The organism is Candidatus Acidiferrales bacterium (genome assembly GCA_035934015.1).
Classification (GTDB): domain Bacteria; phylum Acidobacteriota; class Terriglobia; order Acidiferrales; family UBA7541; genus DAHUXN01.
Genome location: DASYYH010000020.1, coordinates 52,034 through 72,603 on the forward strand (window position 1 = coordinate 52,034; position 20,570 = coordinate 72,603).

Here is a 20,570-nt window from a genome sequence, read left to right on the forward strand (position 1 = left end):
CCGGACGCACTCCGCCGCTTCCTACGCTCGCCTCGCTACCTCAAAAATCTATTGCCAGCCGTCGTCGCCGATGGGATCTCCCGCTGGTGGCGGCGCGGGAAGAGTCAAATGCACGCCGCCTGGATTCTTTTCGAAATGCTCGATCTCCTGCGCAGCGAAAAACAATTGCGCGCGACGACTCTCATTCATCGTTGTTTTGCTCTGAGCTGTAATCCAATCCTTTAGTTCATCGAGTTTGAGCGATGCAATCGCACGCGTCTCTGCGGCCGCTTTCTCATCACTGGCCAGCGCCATCAAATATTCAAGCATAACCGCATCAACGGTTTGCTGAATCGCGCCGCCATATCCTGCCTCAGGCTTGGCTTTCCACGTCGCCGCGAGCATATCGTCCACCAGCTCCGCGAAGCCCGGATACTGCGCGTCGCGGGCATGGTATTCAATCATCCGCTCCGCGCGATTCGGCTCCAGCAGCAGGCTCGCGCTGATTTCTGCCGCCGCTTCAGCCGGCGCCAGCGAATCGAATGCTGGCGACGTGCGCCGCGCGAAATTCTCTTGAGTGTCCGGAAATTCGGGTGGCCGTGGCGGAATCAGCTTCAATATCCGCTCGGGCAGCGCCAGCACGTCCGGCTGCAATGTGTCGAGCACGGCATGAATCGCTTCGCGCTGCTCCGTGCCGGGCACGATTTCAGCGTCCTTCTGAATGTCGCCGCGCACATTAAAAGAATAATCGAGCCCGCCAATCATCTTCGTCACCGCTGTGATCTGGTAACGGTGATAGAGATAGATGGGAACCAGCACATCTTCCAGTGTCGCCATCGGCGCGTTCTCCGGAATTGCACTTTCCGAGAAATTCTTCAACGCCGCCGCGCGAACAGCCATTACTTGCTTCAATCCGTCGAGGTCATTGCTCCCCACGTCCCACAGATGCGCCACAGGGCTCGCCGATCCGAGCGGCCGCGCATCCTGATCGGTCATGTAAATCTGCCCATGCGAAAAAGCGCCATCGAGGATCTTGTTGAGCGCCTGCTTCTCGTTCGCCCCTTGGGGGAACTCGCGATAGCCATAGTCAATCGAAACTTTGTCCCATGAACCAATTCCCGTAGCATACGCGTTAGAAACATCCGGCATCCCATCCGCGCCAACGGTGATGACCGGCGCGGGATAATCCATCACTGAACTTCGATTCACGATGCTTCCTGCAAAATTGTGCATCAGCCCGATTGTGTGGCCTGTTTCGTGCGCTGCCAGTTGCCGAATCCTCGCCAGCGCCATTTCATTTGCTTCGCGCAACTTCGCGGGATCGTTTCCGAATGGGTCGAGCAATCCCTGCGCAATCAAAAACACTTGCCGGATGCGCAGGGCATCCAGATTCACGTGTCCGTTGATGATTTCTCCCGTCCGCGGATCAATGATTGCGCTTCCGTACGACCATCCGCGGGTTCTGCGCGGGACCCACTCAATCACGTTGTACCGGATATCCATCGGGTCCACGCCTTCCGGCAGCAACTTCACCTGAAATCCGTTGATGAATCCCGCCGCGGTAAACGCTTGATTCCACCAGCTCGCGCCTTCCATCAGCGCGGAGCGAATTGGTTCCGGCACCGCGCGGTCGACGTAATAGACAATCGGCTTCACGGGTTCGCTCATCGCCGCCGCCGGATCTTTCTTTTCGATTCGCCAGTGCACGATGTAGCGCTTCTGAATCGATTGGTCCACCGGAGTTGCAAAATCCATGTACTCGATGCCAAAGAAACTCGACCTTGGATCGTATTCGCGCATGTGGAATCCGGGCGGCGGCGCCTGCACAAAGGAAAAATGCTCGTGAACCGTAACCGCAGTTGGGTCCGGCGTGACTTCATCCACCCAGCGGCCCGGATTCTCGCTCGTGAAAGTCAGCGTCGCCTCCACGTCCGTGTTTTCGGGAAAGCTTTTCGTGCGCGGCAAATAGATCGCGCAACGCGACGGATCCAAGTGAAACGAACCCTGATGTATCGCCTGTAGTTTGAGAGCGACGTTATGCGCGTCGTGCAGGGAAAATGACGTCGCGTCCACCAGCACCGTATCGCCGTCTTCGGCCGCCACGTCGAATCCCCATAGCACCGACTGTGCGAACGCCTCCTTGACCGCCTGTTGCTGAGTCGCATCGTCGGTCACGGCCCGATAGCCTTCATTCTCCGCCACCAGCAGCACGCGCGGCCCGCTGCGCTCGAAGTGCACGACCTGCGTTTCGCCGGGTTGGCCGCGATCGAGTCCGATGTCGTTTGAGCCCACGCCATATGGCAACGATTCCACATAGAGAAACTGCATATTCCACTTGTCGATTTGCAGCCAGATTTTCCCCGCGCGTGCATCCCAGTAGTCCGTAAAAAATCCCGGCATCTTCTCCATGCCGGCGGTCTTTTCCTCAATGCTCGGCAGCGCCTTCTCTTGTGCTCCTTGTGCGGCGCTTCGTTTGGCAGCGGGAATTGCAAAAACGAAAAGAAATAGCGAACACAAAATGAGAGCGCGTTTCATGAATCTCCTCCGTTGAAACAATTGGCCGTTCGTCTTTATATCAGAATCGGGGTGGCTCGGAAGAACGTTTCTGCGGATTCTTCAAAAAGGAATTCGCCGGTTCGGATGGCGGCGCGCCGATGGTTATTGATTGGAAACCGAATAGACAATCCGCCCCTGGCGGAATGTGTAGGTCACATCGGCGAGATTGGAAATATCCTGCTGCGGATCCTTTCCCAGGACGACCAAGTCTGCTTCCATCCCCACCCGAATTTGTCCGCGTGTGGCCGATTCGTCCAACCGCTTTGCCGGCGCAGTCGTCAGCGAATCCAGAATTTGGTTAAGCGTCAGTCCGGCTCGCTGCAGAATGAGATATTCGTCCGTCGGATTGAAGCTCGGCAGGAAGCCCGCGTCGGTTCCGAACAAAATGGGCCCGTGCATGTCGGCGTAGTCGTCCACTTCTTCCATGATGTCCGCGATATTCGAATCATGTGAGAAAAGGGCCAGCGTGGGAATCATCCACATGCCCTGGTCCTTCATGCGCTTCAGGTACGACTCCTTCCATCCGCGCAGATCCTCGACCGCGTGAGCCAGCACATCCACGTGCGCTTGCAGCGCGATCTGGAAGCCCGCCACATTCGACGGATGAGCCCAGACGAGCTTGCCGTGTTTGTGCGCCTCCGCGACGGCCGCCTCCGCCACATCGAGAGGCATTGTCACGGCCTGTCCTTTCGCCACCCACGACCCCGTAAATAGCTTGATGATGTCGGCTCCATCAGCGATGCGTTCATCCACGATGCGGATCGCTTCCGCCGGCGTCTTCGGCTGCGCCAGTTGTTTCCAGATCTCCTCGGGGATGGAATTTTTCAGATAGTAAGGAAAGCCATTGGGAGGATAAAGCGGCGAGCCGGAAGTCAGGATTCGCGGTCCGGCAACTTCTCCCGAATTGATTCGATTCCGAATTGCCTCCGTGTTGGCGAGGTCCGAGCCGGTATCCACCACGGTCGTAAATCCGTACCGGACCAAATTCATTTCCAATAGTTGCGTCAGTTGCGCGGCGGGCAGCTTCGCCGCGTTATTCCATATTGGCTGCGTGAAGTGCACATGGCTGTTTTGAAATCCCGCCATGACGTACATTCCCCGGCAATCCAGCTCTCCGGTTCCTTCCGGCACGTCTGCTTTTGCGTGCTTTCCGACCGCAGCGATTTTCCCGTCGCGAATCAGGATGACGCCGTTTTCGATCGGTGCGACAAGAGGCGAGATGTAGATCCGCTCGCCCACCAACGCGATTGGGATGTTTGTGCTGCCAACCTGCTGAGGCTGCGCGAAGCTCTTTCGGGCCACGAGAATCGCGAGGACCATCGTGACGGCAATCGCCACGAAGACCATCGGCCAGGTTACGCGCTTCAACAACGCTTCGCTCATCGTCCTCTGAGCAGGCTCATTCCCGTTTTCTTGTCGTGAGCCGCTTCGTTGGATCGCATGCATTCCTGGCATCATATGCTGCGCCGCCCGTCCGTTTCAATCTGCATACGCGCTTTGTGCTATATTGGCAATTCGGCTCTTCCACAAAATGCCCATGAGCAAACTCCGAATCTCCATCGTGGAGTATTTGAACACCGCGCCGCTCGTGTGGGGCTTCACAGAAGGCTCCCTCGCGGGCAAATACAACCTGTCGTTCACGGTGCCGTCCCAGTGCGCGGAGTCCTTGCGCGTCGGCGACGTGGATGTCGCGATCATTCCTGCGATCGAATACCAAAGGATCAACGGCCTCGTTGCTCTGCCGGGAATGGCTATCGCCGCCAAGGGCGAAGTGCGCAGTATCCTGGTCGTGTCGAAGAAACCAATTGACATGGTCAAGCGCCTCGCGCTGGATACCAGCTCGCGCAGTTCCGCCGCACTCGTCCGATTGCTCGCCGCCGAAGAATGGGGCATCCAGCCCGAATTCATCAACGCCGCTCCGGATCCTTCCGCAATGCTTTCGGAAGCCGATGCCGCACTCGTAATCGGCGATCCGGCGCTTCGCATCGCCGTGAAGCTCGATTATCTGGCGGAAAAGAAGCCTCGCGAGGGCGCATGCTGCCAGGGCGATCCCGAAGACATGCCCGTTCCTGGCTATCCCACGCTGTTCGTCTATGACGTTGCCTACCAGTGGCGCCAAATGACCGGCAAGCCGTGCGTTCTGGCTATCTGGGCCGGACATCGCGACAGGCTCACGCCTGAAGTCGTCGCCGATTTCCAGGCGTCGAAGCAATTCGGCCTTGCCCATATCGAAGACATCGCCGAGGCTGCCTCCGTCAAGCTCGATCTGCCGTCGAAGTCCCTGGAAACCTATCTTCGCGACAATATCGATTTTTCTCTCGACGAGCCGAATCTCGAAGGCTTGCGTTTGTACTACGAGAAGTGCGCCGCAGCCGGTCTGATTCCTGGCGCCCGGCCGCTCGAATTTGCTTCAGGTTCCACGGTCCTACCGGCTCAATCCACGGCCCGGCAGGGAGCCTGATTTTTTGGATTCCCAAGCAACTTCCACAAAGCTCGGTAGTCTGGAAATTCTTCGCCGCTATCCCTTTAAGGGTATGCGTGGCGAGGATATTGGCGAAGTATTCGTCACGTATCCCGGCCTCATCGGTGACCGCGCCTACGCCTTCGTCGATCCCAGCCGCCCGGCGAATCTTCCGTGGATGACCGGCAGACTGGCGCGCGAAATGATTCTTTTTCAGCCGCGCTTCCTGACTGCTCCCGACCCAAAGCAAGAGCGTCCCTCACCCAGGGATTTCCTTGCCGAGGTCACCACGCCCGAAGGCGAAAAGCTTTCTCTGCAAGATTCCGGCTTCACGGCATATTTCGAAAAGCGTTTTGGCCGCGCGCTTGAACTGCGCTTTTCCGAGCGCGCCATGCAGGATGCATGCCCGGTTTCCTTGCTTGGCCTCGATAGCGTCGACAAACTCTCCGACGAAGCGGGCTTTCTGCTGGATCATCGCCGATTTCGCGCCAATTTTTACGTCCGCTGGGAAAATCGCAAGCCGTTCTACGAGCACGAACTTGTCGGCGCAAAACTGCGCATCGGCGAAAAACTGATCATCACGGTTGTCAAAAACGATCAGCGATGCGTTATCATCAATCTTGACCCCGCGACGGCAGAAGCGAACCCGAAAGTGCTCGAAGCCGTCACGCACAATCACGCAAGTTGCTGCGGCATTTACGCTTCGGTTGTGCGCGAAGGAATCGTCCGACGCGGTGATTCGGTTTGTGCGGTGTGACTGAGGAGAAAGCGGAGCCAATTCGTTTATGAGCATCACCCAACAGGAAGCGCTGGAACTCTTCAACTCCGACGACCTCGTCGGCGTCGGCATGGCCGCGAACGAGGTTCGCCGCAAGAAGAACGATCCCCGCGTCGCCACGTATCAGATCGACCGCAACATCAATTACACGAATTTCTGCACCGAATACTGCTCCTTCTGCGCCTTTTATCGCCCGCTTGGCGCGAAGGACGGCTACATCCTGCCTTTTGAAGAAATCTATCGGAAGATTGAAGAAACCATCGAGCTCGGCGGCACGGGCATATTGATGCAGGGCGGCCTGCATCCGGATTTGCGCATCGACTATTTCGAAAATCTGCTCAGTTCTATCAAGCAGCGCTACCCGCAGATTCATCTGCACTGTTTTTCTGCGCCGGAAATCACTTGCATCGCTGAAGTCTCTGGCCTTTCGATTCGCGACACGATTCTGCGTCTCGCCGATGCCGGGCTCGATTCGATTCCCGGCGGCGGCGCGGAAATTCTCGACGATGAAATCCGGTCGCGTATCTCCCGGCTGAAATGCTCCGCTGACGAATGGGAAATTGTCCATCGCACGGCTCATTCGCTCGGCATGCGCACCACTGCCACGATGATGTTCGGCTGCGGCGAGGAATATCGCCATCGCGTCAATCATTTTGAGCGCGTCCGCCGTATTCAGGAAGAGACCGGCGGCTTCACCGCATTTATTCCCTGGATGTTTGCGCCGGAAAACACCCCGCTCGGCAAGAAAGTCCCGGAAGCGACGGCTGTCGAGTATCTGAAAACGCTCGCCATCAGCCGCCTTTATCTCGACAATATCGACCATATCCAGTCGAGCTGGCTGACGCCGGGAATTAAAGTCTGTCAGGTTGGCTTGCAGTTCGGCGCCGACGACGTCGGCAGCATCTTGATTGAAGAAAATGTCGTTTATGCCGCCGGCGTGCGCAATCGCACCAACGAAGCCGAGCTTCGCCGCGTGATCTCCGATGCTGGCTTCATCCCCGCGCAGCGCGACACGCTCTACCGCGCGTACTATCTCAAGTAGCGGATTCTTCGCAGTCAAATCTGCTGTCGATGGATCACCGCGTCTTCCATTCCCGAATCAATGTTGTGGATTCTGTCTGGCGGAAAAGTGATTTTCAATTCGTGGTGTGAATCATGCCGTGTCCGGTCGCAACCGGCACTTCAACGGTCACGCTCGCGCCATAGGGCTGGCGATTTGCCAGGTGCACATCTCCCCCGCACTCGCGCACGATGCCGTAGCAAATGCTCAGTCCCAGGCCGGTCCCCTTGCCCACGGGCTTCGTTGTGTAAAAGGGATCGAACGCGCGGTTCAAATCCAGGAATCCTGGTCCGCTGTCCTCGAATCCGAAGATGACCCGCCCGTCGCGGCGGCTTGCGTGAATGCGGATCACTCGCTTCCGGCTTTCTTCGAGCGAGTCGCACGAGTTATTCAGCAGATTCAGCAGAATTTGTTTCAATTCGTCTTCGCCGATGGATAGCGGCGGCAGTATGGGATCGATTTCCGTTTGCACGTCGATTCCCAGTTTCCGTACGTGGAATTCCCGTAGTTGCAGAACGTCGCGCAAAATCCCTTCAAAATTCGAAGCCCGCTCGGTCGAATTGTTCTGACGCGCGAAACGTAATAGCCCGCTCAGGATTCGATGCATCCTTCGCGCTTCGTTCCCGAGTTTGGCGACTTTCCGTGACGCATTTTCGTCTTTTACTTGTTCCGCCAGCAATTCCGAATACCCGATGATTCCGGTCAGCGGATTGTTCAATTCGTGCGCCACGCCTGCCACAAGCTGCCCCAGCGCCGCCAGCTTTTCTGATCTTACGAGTTGATGATGCAGGCGCGTATTCTCGATGGTGACAGCCAGGTCCGCAGCCAGCATTTCCACCTTCATGACTTCGGACGAATTCAGCCCGTCGGTACCGATAGGCAGCAGCACGATCCATCCGAGGCATGTCCCTCGCCTCGTCACGAGCGGCACGACGATCTCCGAGCCATCGGATGATTTCGCCGCGCTCTGCCCATCGCTGACAATGGAAGCGTTCGGCGGCAATTGGAACGAATTGCTCGCCACCTTTTGCCCCGCCGCGCAGAGTTCGCCGACGCGCCCGGGGCTCCAATGGACTGCCAGCCTCCCTAGAGTCTCCTGCTCCGCTGGCGAAAATCCGCTCGATCCGGCGAGAACCAGCAAACCATCTTCGTGCGCCAGGATTACTGCCGCACGTCGCACTCCCACGGTCTCCGTGAGCGCATCCGTGGCTTCGCTGCATACCGTCGCTGGATCCGCGCCGCTCAATAGCCGGGAAGTAATCCGTGAAAATCGTGTCAGCAGCGCATTTTCGGCATGCTCGCGCGCGCCATTTTCTTCCACGATCCGCGATTTTTCTTCGAGAGCGGAGAGAATCATGCCAAGAGCCACGATGAACTTGGGAACATTCCAAAGATCCTGATTCACCTGCATATGCGGATAGAATTGGTCCACCAGCGCGCCGATGGGAAAGATCGCGCCCCATGCGTAAAATCCGCCAGAAACTGTCATCACGCCCGCCGTCCGGCGTGGAAATCGCATCCAGTAGAGGAAACCGCAAACTCCGAAAGTCATTGCCAGAATCGCATGCACGCCCGGATTGAAATCCCCTTTCCATTGCGCGCGAACGGTGTAGATTCCCACCGCCATGAAGAGCAGCGCCAGAATCGTATTCGAACGCGAGCGCTTCTCATGGGCAAACAGCGCGAACCCTGCGATCCCGAAAAAGAAAATCGCCAGGGCGCCGGAAAGCGCCCAGCGGTTCTGCCATCCAAACGTGATCGCAAAGGAATGAAAGGTGGCCGCCGGCCCTAGAATCGCCAGCAGAATGTTCCTGCGCAGATGGTCGTCCACGGAACGCGCCAGCGAAACCAGAAAAATCACGCCCGCGAGGTCCAGCGCCGCCAGGTCCACCGACTCAATGATGTTCTCAACGAAGCCCGTATGCGTTTCGAAAATCTGCACGAAAAAATGCAGAAAGATCAGCGTCCAGGCGAAGATCCACAGCCTCGTTCGCACCGACGGGGAATGTTTTCGCAATGAAATGAACGTTCCCACAAGTACCGCGAGAACCAGAATCGTCGGCATTTTTTGGAGTAAATTGGCCATGGGTCGCCGCTTGCTCTTCTTCTGTGCTGAGCGAGCGTAGCAATGCAATCACGCAGTCATCAATCCATCGAAGGTACTATTTGATGATTTTGTTTATGAGAGCAACTGTTGGGTAACTGATTGAATTATTTGGAGATGCGGAATTTCAATTCTACCGTCGCGCCTTCCGGAAGCCGCACTTCTTCGCCCGGAATGAAAACCCCGCCGCTGAAGCGCGCGGTGACTCGCCCTGATTCAGATGTTTCATTGGAGCCCTGCTTGCTCATTTTCGCGTTCATCCGTTCCCGGTAGCTCACGCTGCCCGTGCGGTCGAGCGCCAGGTTTGCCAGCGCATCCGCTTCGCTGTTCATTTCCCTCGCCACATGCTCGATCACGAAATAATCCAGCGCCCGCGAAAGCTTCTGCGCTCGCTCGTGGAGCGATTTGAGCTCCGCGTTCTTCACTTTGTAGCGGCCTTGCATCTGCCGCACGATCAATTCGGAATCGCTTCGCACGCGCAGCGCGCGAATCTGATGCGCCGCTGCGTAATCGAGCGCCGCAATCAACGCGTAGTACTCCGCTGCGTTATTGGTCTCGCGCCCGATGTACTTGCTCAGCTCGGAAATTTTATCTCCATTGGGTCCGCGCAGCACAAGCGCGTACGCCGCCGGGCCGGGGTTCCCGCGCGACGCCCCATCGATATCGGCGATGTGCACGCCCGCCGGCGCTGCGTCCGCATGAGAATCCGCGAATAGCCGCGCGTTCGATGGCGGAGAGGATTTTGAGGAGTGTCGCATTATGCGATTTCGCGAGAATGATCGCCGCCAAAATCAGAAAAGAAGCTTCGGAGCAAAATCACCGCGCCTCTATTGCAAACTTGCCCTTCAACTCTCACTGGATTGCGCGCCTGAGGTTTGCGCTGCCGCCTGCGCAGCGGGCGGTTCGAAGTAATAAAGGATTCGCGTGCACAATTCGCAGTGATACAGCTCCTGCTGGTTGTCGTCGCGGCTGAGAATCTGAAACACATGCGGCCGAATTCGCGCCCCGCAGGCCGAGCACGCTTCGCCGCGCACTTCCGCCACGGCCACGCCGCCGTGCCTTTTTGCGATGCGCTCGTAGTGCTCCATCATCTCTTCGGGAATCGTTGCAACGATCTTCGCGCGTTCCGCTTCCACGGCTGCGCGTACTTTTTCTGCAGCGACTTTTTCGCTTTCGATTTGCGCCCGCTCGGCGCGCATCTGTTCTTCGATCTGCTTGAACGATTTCTCCGCCGCTTTCACCTGGCGGTCATATTGCTCGCTGGAGACCATTTCTTCCAGCAAACGGTCCTCGGCCTTGGCAATTTCCGCTTCCGCCATTTCGATTTCATGCTGAAGCGTCTTGTATGCTTCGTTGGTTTTAACCTGAAAGGCCTGGTCTTTGTACTTGCGGACTCTCTCTTTCCACTGCTCCACGTCCAGCTCGTACTTCTTGCGTTCCTTGAGTGCCGTCGTATGCGACTCTTTGTTTTTTTCCAACTCCGCTTTGCCGGCCGCCAGGCGTGCATCCACGCTGCCCAGCCGTTTCGGGAATGTGGCCAGCTGGTCACGGACCGCGTTCAACCGCTTGTCGACGTCCTGAAGTCCCAGGAGTTCCTTGAGGATTGCTCTCACCACGCTTCATCTTAGCACAGCGGACAGCTTGCACTCGCCGTTACTTCCCGTCTCGCGTCAGAGGGTTTTTTCAAGGAACGCAACCGCACGGCCATTCGCGTCCACCGAAAATGTCACGCGATCCGGCTCAGTCCCTTCCTTACGAAATGTCGCCTGCCTGCGGCGCGCATCATCAGCGTCACGCTCGGACCTCATCAACCAGAAAAGCCCCATCGCGTCCAGTCCGCGATATGTTCCTTCGCACGATTCCGGCTTTGAAGGATCGACGCATCCATCCTCATCCGTCTCGAAAACGGCGCGCTTCCTCGCCTCAGTTTCTTCGTTCGTTTCCTGTGCGTCCTTTTTCCCGCCTCAAACGTATCTCGGATATGATGGCTGAGGCGGCACTTTCGATGGAGGTGCTCGTGGGTCTCGAAGCCGAGGTTTCCAGACTTCGACGCGGAGACCTGGATGCGCTCGCGGAACTCGTGACGCGCTACCAGCACCGCCTGTATCGTTATCTGCTGCGCATCGTGCGCCAGCCTGCCGAAGCCGAAGATCTTTTCCAGCAAACCTGGCTGCGCGTCGCCACGCAAATCCGCCACTTCGATCCACACAGAAGCTTCGAAGCGTGGCTGTTTACTTTGGCGCGCAATTTGGCCATCGATTATCTCCGGCGCGTGCGTCCCGAAAGCCTCGACGAACGCGAAGAAAAGGATTATTCAACACCGGCTTCGTTGCGAGTCTCCGATCCCCCGGCGCTCGAAGTCGTGATCGCGCGCGAACGCATGCAGCAGATTGCCGAGGCTATGGACGCTCTGCCTGTGATGTACCGGGAAGTTCTGGCGCTGCGATTCGAAGAAGAAATGAAGCTCGAGGAAATCGCCGAAGTCTTGAATGCGCCCATCTCGACGGTGAAAAGCCGCCTGCGCCGCGGTCTTGAGAGCCTCCGTCAAGGGCTCGAAGCACGTTTCCCTGGAGCCGAGTGGCAATGAACGAAGAGAAGAAAATGGTCGAACACGACGAAATTCGCGAGCTGCTGTCGCTCGCGGCAGCAGGTGGGCTCGACGCAAAGGAAGACCAACGCGTGGCAGCTCATCTGCGCTCCTGTTTGGCTTGCGCTCTGGCGCTCGCTTCCTGGCAGGCACTTGAGAGCGGGCTTCGCCGCATCGCCACTCCACAAGCACCAGCGGCGCTTGTCGCTCGAACGATCGCGCTTGCGCAAATGCGCTTCGTGGAAGAATCAGACCGCCGCTCGCAGCGCAAGGTGCTTGCACTGACCATCGTGTTTTCCTGGATTTTTGTAGCGCTCAGTTGGCCGCTGGCTCAACTTCTGGGCCACGGATGGCTCAGCCTGCTGGGATTTGGCTTCGAGCAGGGCTGGAAGAATTTCGCCGTCTTCACGGCATTTTGCTGGATAGCGGGCGCCGCTGCGGCGATTCTTCTGGCCATGCGCCGTGACCGCGAAAGGAGACTCGCATGAGCTTCCGCAAAGAACTCTGCGTAATCCCACGCGCCGCATGGATCATCGCAGGCTTTTTTTATGTGGGAATCGCCACCCTGGCCTGGTTTCTCGTTCCGACCGACCATGGAATGTCGCAGTGGCCCCTGGAGGGACAGCTTGCCTTCATTTTCCTGATCCCGCTGTTCTTCTTCATTCTGATTCCGCTGTGGGGCTATGTGTATGGCGACGCGAAGCGCCGCGGCATGCGCTACGTGATGTGGACGCTTCTGGCGATTTTCGTTACCAACTTTATCGGTGTCATCCTTTATTTTATTCTGCGCGATCCGCTCCCGATCGAATGCCAGAGCTGCCATACCGCGGTTCTCGGGAAATTCACGTTTTGCCCCAACTGCGGACAGGCTCTCCGCCCCTGTTGCCCGCAATGCGGCAAGAGCGTCGAGCGCAGCTGGAGCAATTGCGCCCACTGCGGCACAAAACTCCCTGGCAAGGCTTGATCGAAATTCTCGAAGCTCCATTTCAAGGGCTTCTGCGAAACCGGCTGGGATTCAATCTCGCGCGCCATTACAATCCCTTCGCATGAAATCTCGCTGGAATCAATGAGGAGGGGCCGATGCCTTATGTGCAAATCACTTGGGTCTCGGGACGTACGCCCGAGCAAAAACGCAAACTCGCCGAGCGCATCACTCTGGCGCTGGTCGAGGATGGCCGCGCCAAGCGCGAAAACGTTCACGTCAGTTTTGTGGATGTCCCGCCGACCGATTACGCCGAGGCTGGCGTGGTCGTCGCCGACCAGAAGCGCATGCCGTAGGCGCCCGGCGCAAACCATCGTCCAACTTTGCGCCGGGCCTTGGCGTTTTAATGCGAGGTCCGCGCGTCGCGGCGAATCATATACGCGTCGATGAAGAATCCCATTCCGACGGCGAATGGGATGATCCCAAGCACCGCCGCTTCCATCGTGTCGCCTTCCCAGCGGCCCAGCAGCGCAAACGTCAGCGAAAAGCCGATCGCCGCCGCTACGAGCAGGATTGCCGTCCGCCGCGAAGCCGCGGGTTGCGGCAGATCGGCCTCGAACGGCACTTGAATCCCTCGCGCCAGCGCTGCGATTCTTTCATCTGCGCGGAATTTCCGTCCGCGCTGCCACGCCCAGGCCCAAACCATCGCCAGCGGGAACGCCAGCGCCATCACCACAGCCGCAAGCCCAACGATATTGTCCGACATGATTCTTCTCCTCTCCTCGCACAACCGCATTCGTTGCTTTGAACTTCACATTCGATCTTCACGAACAATCATAGATACGTTGTTTCTTCGACGAATGTTCCACGTGGAACGGCGAGGGTGTCGATTGCAGCGCGAAAAACGCGAAAATAATTAGGCGGGTCTGGAATCTGCCGATTCCGTCGGCTAGCCGCGTAAAATCACTGGATTGGTTGCACCTGCATGGTCTGATCGACCTGATAGCTCTGGCATCCCGGCGCCGCGCCCGCATCGCAGCGCGCCGTCGCCGTAAAGCCTGAATCGCTCGTCTCCACCGAATACGTATAGCCGTCGCGTCCCGATTTCTTCGCTGCCAGCGCCCCGCTCGAATACAAATCATCCAGCGATGCGTACGCTCCGTGCTGCGCCCAATAAACACGCTCCGCTTGGCCGATAGAAATCAGGTCGCTTTGCACACCCACGCTCGAAATCACCTGCGCCGGATTTCCTTTCGAGGCCTGGGGCTGCATGCGCGAAGCAAAATACCAGTAACCAACGACGACGATCGCCGCAGTTACCAACAATCCCAGTAGTCCTCGCATGATTCGCCGCCTCCGCCAGAACTTCGCGCTCTCGGTTCTGCGTTTCCATAATTATCTCCTCTCCGCGCGCCTTCAGCACTGCTGCGACTGCGCCAGTTTCGCTAAAAGATATCCCTAGCAAAGCCTTCATTCGGGCGGTGTGGTATCATGCCGCCACTTCACGGATATGAAACGAGCGTCCCTCTTCATCGCTCTCTTTGGCTTGCTCTCCCTGCCAGTGGGCTCCTCGTTTTCCGCCACGCCGGACAGTTCCTTCGTCCTGCTCACGGTTGCAGGGCCCATCGACCCGGCCAGCGCTGATTACATCTCCCGCGGCATCTCCGGCGCCGAGTCGCAGCGTGCGGCCGCGGTAATCTTGCAGCTCGACACGCCTGGGGGCCTCGATACGTCCATGCGCCAAATCGTCCAAGCCGAAATGAACGCGCGCGTTCCCGTTGTAGTTTACGTCGCGCCAAAAGGCGCGCGCGCCGCTTCCGCCGGCTGTTTTATTGTTCTCGCCGCGGATGTCGCTGCCATGGCCCCTGGGACGAACATCGGCGCGGCTCATCCGATATTTCTCGGCGGAGGCACTGTCTCCGAAAAAATCCTCAATGACGCTGCGGCCTACGCGCGCTCGATTGCCGCGGCACGTCATCGCAATGTGGACTGGGCCGAAAAAGCCGTGCGCGAAAGCGTTTCTCTTTCCGACCTCGAAGCGTTGCAGCAACATATCATCGACCTCACCGCCAGCGACTTGCCCGACATGCTTCGCCAGCTCAATGGCCGCACGATCCACATGGCAGGCGGCGATATCACACTTTCCCTCGCTGGCGCACAGCAGATTTCTGTTGGTATGAACTGGCGCGAACAGGTTCTCTCGACTCTCTCTGATCCTACGATTGCCTACCTTTTATTCCTTCTTGGCGTTCTCGCCATTGTCGTTGAGGTCTTCGCGCCCCACGGTTTCGTCACAGGCTCGCTCGGCGTCGTCGCCGTTGTGCTCGCGCTGATTGGCCTCGCGAACCTTCCGGTGAATCTCGCTGGCGCGCTGCTTTTGATTTTGGGCATGGTCCTGCTCGGGCTCGAGCTGAAAATCACATCCCATGGATTCTTGACTCTCGCTGGACTGGTCGCGTTTATCTTCGGCTCATTCCTGCTGTTGCCGCGCCTGCCCGGCTTCCGCATTTCGATTTGGGCCATTGCTGTTGTCGCGCTCCTATGGGTCTTGATCCTCGGCCTTGTCGTTCGTCTGGTTCTGAAGGCGCGGCGTGCCCCTGCAATCACCGGCGTTCAGCGCGTTGTTGGCAGCATCGGCACTGCGAAAACGGAGCTCGCGCCCCGCGGCGTCGTTCTCGTCAACGGCGAAGATTGGGATGCGCGTGCCGATGCGCCGCCCATCGCACGTGGCGAGAAAATTGAGGTTGTCGAAATTCGCGGTCTGACTCTGTTGGTCCGCAAGGTGGCTTGAAACCGCGGCGGCGGCGTTTTGATTTCACTCAAGGAGGCTCGGATGGATACCGGCTGGATCATTTTGATTATCGTTGTCGTCATTCTGCTCGTCGCTCTCAAATTCATCACCGACATGATCAAGATTGTCCGCGAATACGAGCGTCTCGTCGTTTTCCGCTTTGGCCGCTGCATCGGTCAGAAGGGCCCCGGAATTATCTTCCTCATCCCTATCGTTGACAAAGCCAGCTGGGTCGACCTTCGCGAGCAGTATCTCGAAGTTCCGCGCCAGACTTGCATCACCAAGGACAACGCCTCCATCTCCATCGATTTCCTTGTCTATTGGAAGGTCAGCGATCCGGTGCAAAGCGTCGTGCAGGTGCAGGATTTCGGCGGCGCGACGCGCGGCATCGCCATGACCACGCTTCGCGCTGTCGTCGGCGATCTCATCCTCGACGATGTCCTCGCCAAACGCGAGGACATCAACAACGTTCTACGCGGCAAGCTTGACGAAGTCACCACGCGCTGGGGCGGCAAAATTACCTCCGTCGAAATCCGCGAAATCGAGCCGCCGAAGGACGTTCAAGACGCAATGACCAAACAGATGAGCGCCGAACGCAGCCGTCGCGCCATGGTCACCGCTGCAGAAGGCGACCGCCAGGCCAAGATCACTGTCGCCGACGGCGAAAAGCAAGCCGCCATTCTCAAGGCGGAGGGTGACAAGCAATCCGCCATCCTTCGCGCCGAAGGCTACGCCCTCGCTCTCGAGAAAATTTTCGAAGTCGCCAAAACTCTCGACGCCAATACCATGGGTCTTCAGTATTTCGAAACGCTCAAGAATCTCGGTGCCGGGCCGGCCACAAAATTCATTTTCCCAATGGAGTTCGCCAGCTTCCTGAAGCCGATTCTGAACATGGCCTCGCAGGCCCCGCCGCCCACGCCGTCAAAATAATCTGCGGAAGCTTTTTACTGCGAGGACAATTCCGTGAGCATCCGGCTGCATCTCGTGGCGGAGAATTGACATCAAATCCTGCGGCCCATACGATGGTTTGCCGCCGAATTCTCTGTCCTGATTTTACGCCGCGGCTGCGAGGGAGATCCTGATGAACCGTACCTGTTTTCAAAAGGCGATTACCAGCTCCGTCCTCTGTTTCCTGTCGCTCTCGCTTCCCGTCCTCGCGCAAGAGAAAGCAAATCCATCTGGCGCTTCCCGCGGCGCGCAAACTCTGCAGCACGGCCAGCAACTGCCGATTCAATTCCACACCCTCTCTAACGGTCTCGAGGTCGTCACGTCCGAGGACACTCACGTCCCTGTCGTCAACGTGCAAGTCTGGTATCACGTCGGCTCCAAGGACGAGAAATCCGGCCACACCGGCTTTGCCCATCTCTTCGAGCATCTGATGTTCAAAGGCTCCGCGCATGTCGGCCCCGACGAGCATTCCCGCATCATCGAAGCCATGGGCGGCTTCGATAACGCTTACACCAACGACGACGTCACAGTCTTTTACGAAACCTTCCCCAGCAACTATCTCGAGCGCGTTCTCTGGCTCGAAGCCGATCGCATGGGCAGCCTTAATGTCGACCAGAAAAATTTCGAATCCGAACGTCAGGTCGTCGAAGAAGAGCATCGCCTGCGCGTTGACAATTCGCCTTACGGCCGTGTGCAACAAGATTTATACGCCGCCGCGTTCACCGTTCATCCCTACCATCACACAACCATCGGCAGCATGGCCGACCTCGACAAAGCCACGGTCGAGCAAGTCCGCGCTTTCCACGACATCTACTATCGCCCCAACAACGCCACCCTCGTCATCGTCGGCAATTTCAGACCCGCTGAGGCGCTGGCCTGGGCGCAGAAATACTTCGGCGGCATTCCCCGCTCGCCCCAGCCGATTCCCCGCGTTGCCGTGAAAGAGCCGCCGCAGACGGATGAGCGCACCGTCACGAAGGAATACCCCGGCGTTCCCCTGCCCGCTGTCGTCGAGGGCTACAAAATGCCCGCGAAATTTACGCCGGACTCTTATCCTCTCGATCTTGCTTCCAATATCCTCGCGGGCGGCGAAAGCAGCCTTCTCTATCGCTCCTTGGTTTATCAACAGCAAATTGCTCTCGAAGCCGAGGGCTTCGGCAACTTCACCGAAGATCCAAATTTATTCTGGGTCCTGGCGGTCATGAATCCGCCGCACACCGCTGAAGAAGGCGAGAAGGCTCTCGACGCCGTCCTCGCGCAAATCAAGGACCAGCCTGTCTCTGTCCAGGAATTGCAAAAGGCCAAAAACCAGCAAATTTCCGCATTTATTCTCGGACGCGAAACCGATGAAGAGCGCGCGTCGGCTCTCGGCGAAGCCGCCGTTCTCGGCAAGAATCCAAATCTCGTCAATAGCGACCTTTCCCGCTACGAAGAGGTTACCGCCGCACAGATCAAAAGCGTCGCCGACGAATACTTCATCCCCGCGCGCGAAACGGTTCTGTTTTATTTGCCGTTAAAGCAGCCTCAGTCCGGGCAGAGCGGCCCGTCCGGGAGCCAGCAATGAGCCGGCCGCGCTGCATTTTCGCTTCGTTCGTCGCCGCTGCGGCTCTCTGTTTCGCGCTGCCTTCTGGCGCTGGCGCGCAGCAGCAATCTCAGTCCGCCGCTCAGTCGCAAGATTCCTCCGCGCAGGAAAATCAGCACGGCACTGGCGTTGTCCCGCCGGGCGTCAAGCTCGTTCCCGCAATGCCTCCGGCTCAGTCCGCCGGCCTGTTTCAGTTCCTTCATGCCGATACGCGCACGCTCCCGAATGGCTTGCGCGTTTTCGTCATCTCCGATCATCGCTTGCCCGTTGTCGCGGTTCGCTTGGTGCTGATGTCCGCCGGAACCATCCATGATCCCAAGGGCATGCCCGGCATCGCCTCCATGACCGCCAGCATGCTCACGCAGGGCACACAGACGCGCTCCGCTCAACAGTTCGCGCAAGCCATCGATTTCGTCGGCGGAGAGGTCTCTGCCCAGGCTGATGACGACTCCACGTCCGCGATCGCCGTTGTCGTCTCGCGCGACACCGACCTCGGCGTCGATCTGCTTTCCGACGCCGTTCTTCATCCTGCGTTTTCTCAAGGTGAACTCGACCGCCAGCGCCAGCAGGCCCTATCCGGCCTGCGCGTCGAATACAGCGACGCTGGCTATCTCGCCTCTGCCGTTTTCGATCGCGAGGTTTATGGCGATTCTCCCTACGGCTGGCCCGGCGATGGCACGCCGGATACCGTTGCCAAAATCACGCGCGACGACCTCGTGAAATTCCACGACAGCAATTACGCGCCTAATGAATCTCTCCTCGCCTTCTCGGGAGACATCACCCCCGAGCGCGCTTTCGCTCTCGCCGAGAAATTTTTTGGCTCATGGCAGAAAAAAGACGTTTCGACAGAACAGCTTTCAGCGCCTCCTGCGGCCCATGGCCTTCACTTCATCGTCATCGATAAGCCCGACGCCGTGCAGACCCAGATTCGCGTCGGCAACCCCGGCATTCGCCGCGATAATCCCGATTACATCCCCTTGCTCGTCACCAATCGCATTTTCGGCGGCGGCTACAATAGCCGCCTCAATACCGAAGTGCGTATCAAGAAAGGCCTCACCTATGGCGCCACTTCTTCTTTTAACGCCAACCGCTTCGCCGGCGAATTTGTCGCAGGAACGTACACGCGTACTGCTACCACCGCCGAAGCCACAAAGCTCGTCGTCGATCTGATTTCCAAAATGTCCAGCGGCGACATCGCGCCCAGTGAATTGAAGTTCGCGCAGGACTACCTTTCCGGCGTGTATCCCATTCAATCCGAAACCGCCGGAGACATTGCCAGCCGTGTCCTCGCCGTCGCCGAATATGGTTTGCCTGCCGACTACAATCAGACGTATCAGCAGCGAATCCTCAGCGTCACCGATTCCGAGGTCAAAGAGATGGCCACGCGCTATTTCGATCCTGATGACCTCGATATCGTTCTCGTCGGCAACGCCAGCGATTTCCTCTCGTCACTGAAAGCCGATTTCTCCAGCGCGCAATGGGAGGAAATTCCGTTCAATGAACTTGACCTCTTGAGTCCCGATTTGCACCAACACGCGTCTGCCGCCGCGCCCGCTCCCACTCCCGAATCTCTCGCACATGGCCACGAAATCCTGATCGAAGCCGCGCGCGCCGCCGGAGGCGATCTCCTTCGCACCGTTTCCACCCTCGAATTCACCGAGAAGGCCAACATCTACACGCAACAGGGCGCGCTGCCCATCACTGTGAAATGGCAAGTCGCCTATCCCGATAAGAGCCACGCACAAATCACGCTGCCTATGGGCGAAATGTCGCAGGTCACCGACGGAAAAGCCGCGTGGCGGCAAACTCCCCAGGGCGTGCAGGACGCCTCGCCCGAGGCGCTAGGCGAATATCAGCGCGGAATCAGTCTCTTCGGCGGTTGGGGCCTCTATCAACAGGCCATGGCCGGCCAGGTTCAGGCGCAGTATCTGGGCCAGGAAGACGTTGACGGCAAGAAGGCCGACACCGTGAACTGGCTCGCCTCTTTCGGCACCATCAAGCTCTATTTCGACGCTGGCACGCACCTGCTTATCGAAGCCAAATATCAGCCGCAGGGCGGCGAAACCGATCAGCACTGGAGCGACTTCCGCGAAGTCAACGGCCTGCAATTCCCGTATCAGAGCGTCACCTATCGGGCGGGGCAGAAATTCACTGATTCCGCGGTGCAGGAGATCCAGATCAATCCAAAACTGGATCCGTCTATCTTCGTGAAGCCTGCCGCCGGAGCCGCCGCTCCCCAGCAGCAGTAGCTGTGAAACAGCACCGCGAAAAATTTTTCGTTTTGCCTGTTCTCCGCGCCGGCCGCGTGCATCTAAGCCTTTTGCTGTTTTTTCTTCAGCGTGCCGTGGCAGTCGGTCATGAAAGTAAACCCGATTCGAGGCGAGCAAATGCACTCACGACAAGCTCTGCTCACAGCTGTCTATGCCGCATTCAACAGGCGCGATATTGACGCGGTTCTCGGCCTCATGCGCCCGGATGTGGATTGGCCGAACGGGATGGAAGGCGGGCGCGTGCATGGATGCGACGAGGTGCGCGCCTACTGGACGCACCAATGGGGCATCATTGATCCCCATGTGGAACCTGTGCACATCGAAGAAGCAGATGCCGCCGGCAATACCGTTGTGGATGTCCACCAGGTCGTTTGTGATCTGTCTGGAAACGTACTCAAAGATATGATGGTGCAGCACGTCTATTCCTTCCGCGACGGCCTGATCGAACGCATGGACATCCGGAACCCGGCTGCTGCCCTGGCGCACAAAGGTTCCCGGTGAATTATTGTCCGTTACGGCGCTGCTGGGTTAG

At 58.0% G+C, this 20,570-nt stretch carries 19 protein-coding genes; 12 read left to right on the top strand and 7 right to left on the bottom strand.

What is annotated here, in order from left to right:
* Positions 1-48 precede the first annotated feature (48 nt).
* The gene (locus VGR81_09845) at positions 49-2,514 is read right to left on the bottom strand and encodes a zinc-dependent metalloprotease (GenBank protein HEV2289241.1); all 2,466 of its coding nucleotides are present in this window, start codon (positions 2,512-2,514) and stop codon (positions 49-51) included.
* A gap of 123 nt (positions 2,515-2,637) precedes the next feature.
* On the bottom strand, positions 2,638-3,918 hold the full coding sequence (locus tag VGR81_09850) for an amidohydrolase family protein (GenBank protein ID HEV2289242.1): 1,281 nt from the start codon (positions 3,916-3,918) through the stop codon (positions 2,638-2,640).
* A 154-nt stretch (positions 3,919-4,072) separates the two neighbouring features.
* Between VGR81_09850 and VGR81_09855 the strand changes: the two genes are divergently transcribed.
* Genes VGR81_09855 through mqnC form a run of 3 tightly spaced genes read left to right on the top strand, consistent with a single transcriptional unit; the run spans position 4,073 to position 6,816 of the window.
* Positions 4,073-4,996, top strand: coding sequence for a menaquinone biosynthesis protein (locus VGR81_09855; protein HEV2289243.1), 924 nt, complete (start codon positions 4,073-4,075; stop codon positions 4,994-4,996).
* Between the two features lie 4 nt (positions 4,997-5,000).
* Positions 5,001-5,753 carry an MOSC domain-containing protein gene (locus tag VGR81_09860; protein ID HEV2289244.1) on the top strand — a complete coding sequence of 251 codons (753 nt, stop codon included), beginning with the start codon at positions 5,001-5,003 and terminating at the stop codon, positions 5,751-5,753.
* A gap of 28 nt (positions 5,754-5,781) precedes the next feature.
* A complete protein-coding gene (gene mqnC, locus VGR81_09865) occupies positions 5,782-6,816 on the top strand; it encodes a cyclic dehypoxanthinyl futalosine synthase (protein ID HEV2289245.1) in 1,035 nt (344 codons plus the stop codon).
* 94 nt (positions 6,817-6,910) lie between these two features.
* Here mqnC and VGR81_09870 read toward each other — a convergent pair whose 3' ends face one another.
* The 3 genes from VGR81_09870 to VGR81_09880 form a co-directional block, all read right to left on the bottom strand.
* Complete coding sequence (locus VGR81_09870) at positions 6,911-8,920, bottom strand: ATP-binding protein (protein ID HEV2289246.1); 2,010 nt, start codon at positions 8,918-8,920, stop codon at positions 6,911-6,913.
* Between the two features lie 125 nt (positions 8,921-9,045).
* Positions 9,046-9,696 carry a ribonuclease HI family protein gene (locus tag VGR81_09875; GenBank protein ID HEV2289247.1) on the bottom strand — a complete coding sequence of 217 codons (651 nt, stop codon included), beginning with the start codon at positions 9,694-9,696 and terminating at the stop codon, positions 9,046-9,048.
* An 87-nt stretch (positions 9,697-9,783) separates the two neighbouring features.
* Positions 9,784-10,551, bottom strand: a complete 768-nt coding sequence (locus VGR81_09880) for a hypothetical protein (GenBank protein ID HEV2289248.1) — start codon at positions 10,549-10,551, stop codon at positions 9,784-9,786.
* Positions 10,552-10,919: 368 nt separating this feature from the next.
* On the opposite strand from VGR81_09880, the gene VGR81_09885 reads away from it, so the two are divergent.
* From VGR81_09885 to VGR81_09900, 4 genes are all read left to right on the top strand, one after another.
* Positions 10,920-11,525, top strand: a complete 606-nt coding sequence (locus VGR81_09885; protein ID HEV2289249.1) for a sigma-70 family RNA polymerase sigma factor — start codon at positions 10,920-10,922, stop codon at positions 11,523-11,525.
* Positions 11,522-12,013 (top strand): zf-HC2 domain-containing protein, encoded by a 492-nt coding sequence (locus VGR81_09890; GenBank protein HEV2289250.1) that lies wholly within the window; start codon positions 11,522-11,524, stop codon positions 12,011-12,013. Before VGR81_09885 ends, VGR81_09890 begins: the two co-directional genes overlap by 4 nt.
* On the top strand, positions 12,010-12,489 hold the full coding sequence (locus VGR81_09895) for a zinc ribbon domain-containing protein (GenBank protein HEV2289251.1): 480 nt from the start codon (positions 12,010-12,012) through the stop codon (positions 12,487-12,489). Before VGR81_09890 ends, VGR81_09895 begins: the two co-directional genes overlap by 4 nt.
* A gap of 98 nt (positions 12,490-12,587) precedes the next feature.
* Entirely contained in the window at positions 12,588-12,803 is a 216-nt protein-coding gene (locus VGR81_09900; protein HEV2289252.1) for a 4-oxalocrotonate tautomerase family protein, read from the top strand.
* A gap of 47 nt (positions 12,804-12,850) precedes the next feature.
* Here the strand turns inward: VGR81_09900 and VGR81_09905 are convergent, their stop codons facing one another.
* Together VGR81_09905 and VGR81_09910 are read right to left on the bottom strand one after the other, a co-directional pair.
* Positions 12,851-13,213: a hypothetical protein gene (locus VGR81_09905; protein HEV2289253.1), complete on the bottom strand. Its 363-nt coding sequence runs from the start codon at positions 13,211-13,213 to the stop codon at positions 12,851-12,853.
* A 197-nt stretch (positions 13,214-13,410) separates the two neighbouring features.
* Positions 13,411-13,791, bottom strand: coding sequence for a hypothetical protein (locus VGR81_09910; GenBank protein HEV2289254.1), 381 nt, complete (start codon positions 13,789-13,791; stop codon positions 13,411-13,413).
* Positions 13,792-13,957: 166 nt separating this feature from the next.
* On the opposite strand from VGR81_09910, the gene VGR81_09915 reads away from it, so the two are divergent.
* The 5 genes from VGR81_09915 to VGR81_09935 all read left to right on the top strand — a co-directional run bounded on the left by VGR81_09915 (position 13,958) and on the right by VGR81_09935 (position 20,539).
* A complete protein-coding gene (locus tag VGR81_09915) occupies positions 13,958-15,238 on the top strand; it encodes a nodulation protein NfeD (GenBank protein HEV2289255.1) in 1,281 nt (426 codons plus the stop codon).
* 42 nt (positions 15,239-15,280) lie between these two features.
* Positions 15,281-16,168: an SPFH domain-containing protein gene (locus VGR81_09920; GenBank protein ID HEV2289256.1), complete on the top strand. Its 888-nt coding sequence runs from the start codon at positions 15,281-15,283 to the stop codon at positions 16,166-16,168.
* 151 nt (positions 16,169-16,319) lie between these two features.
* Entirely contained in the window at positions 16,320-17,750 is a 1,431-nt protein-coding gene (locus VGR81_09925; GenBank protein ID HEV2289257.1) for a pitrilysin family protein, read from the top strand.
* The gene (locus VGR81_09930) at positions 17,747-20,017 is read left to right on the top strand and encodes a pitrilysin family protein (protein ID HEV2289258.1); all 2,271 of its coding nucleotides are present in this window, start codon (positions 17,747-17,749) and stop codon (positions 20,015-20,017) included. The genes VGR81_09925 and VGR81_09930 overlap by 4 nt, the downstream gene beginning before the upstream one ends.
* A 138-nt stretch (positions 20,018-20,155) precedes the next feature.
* A complete protein-coding gene (locus tag VGR81_09935; protein ID HEV2289259.1) occupies positions 20,156-20,539 on the top strand; it encodes a nuclear transport factor 2 family protein in 384 nt (127 codons plus the stop codon).
* Positions 20,540-20,570: the final 31 nt, after the last annotated feature.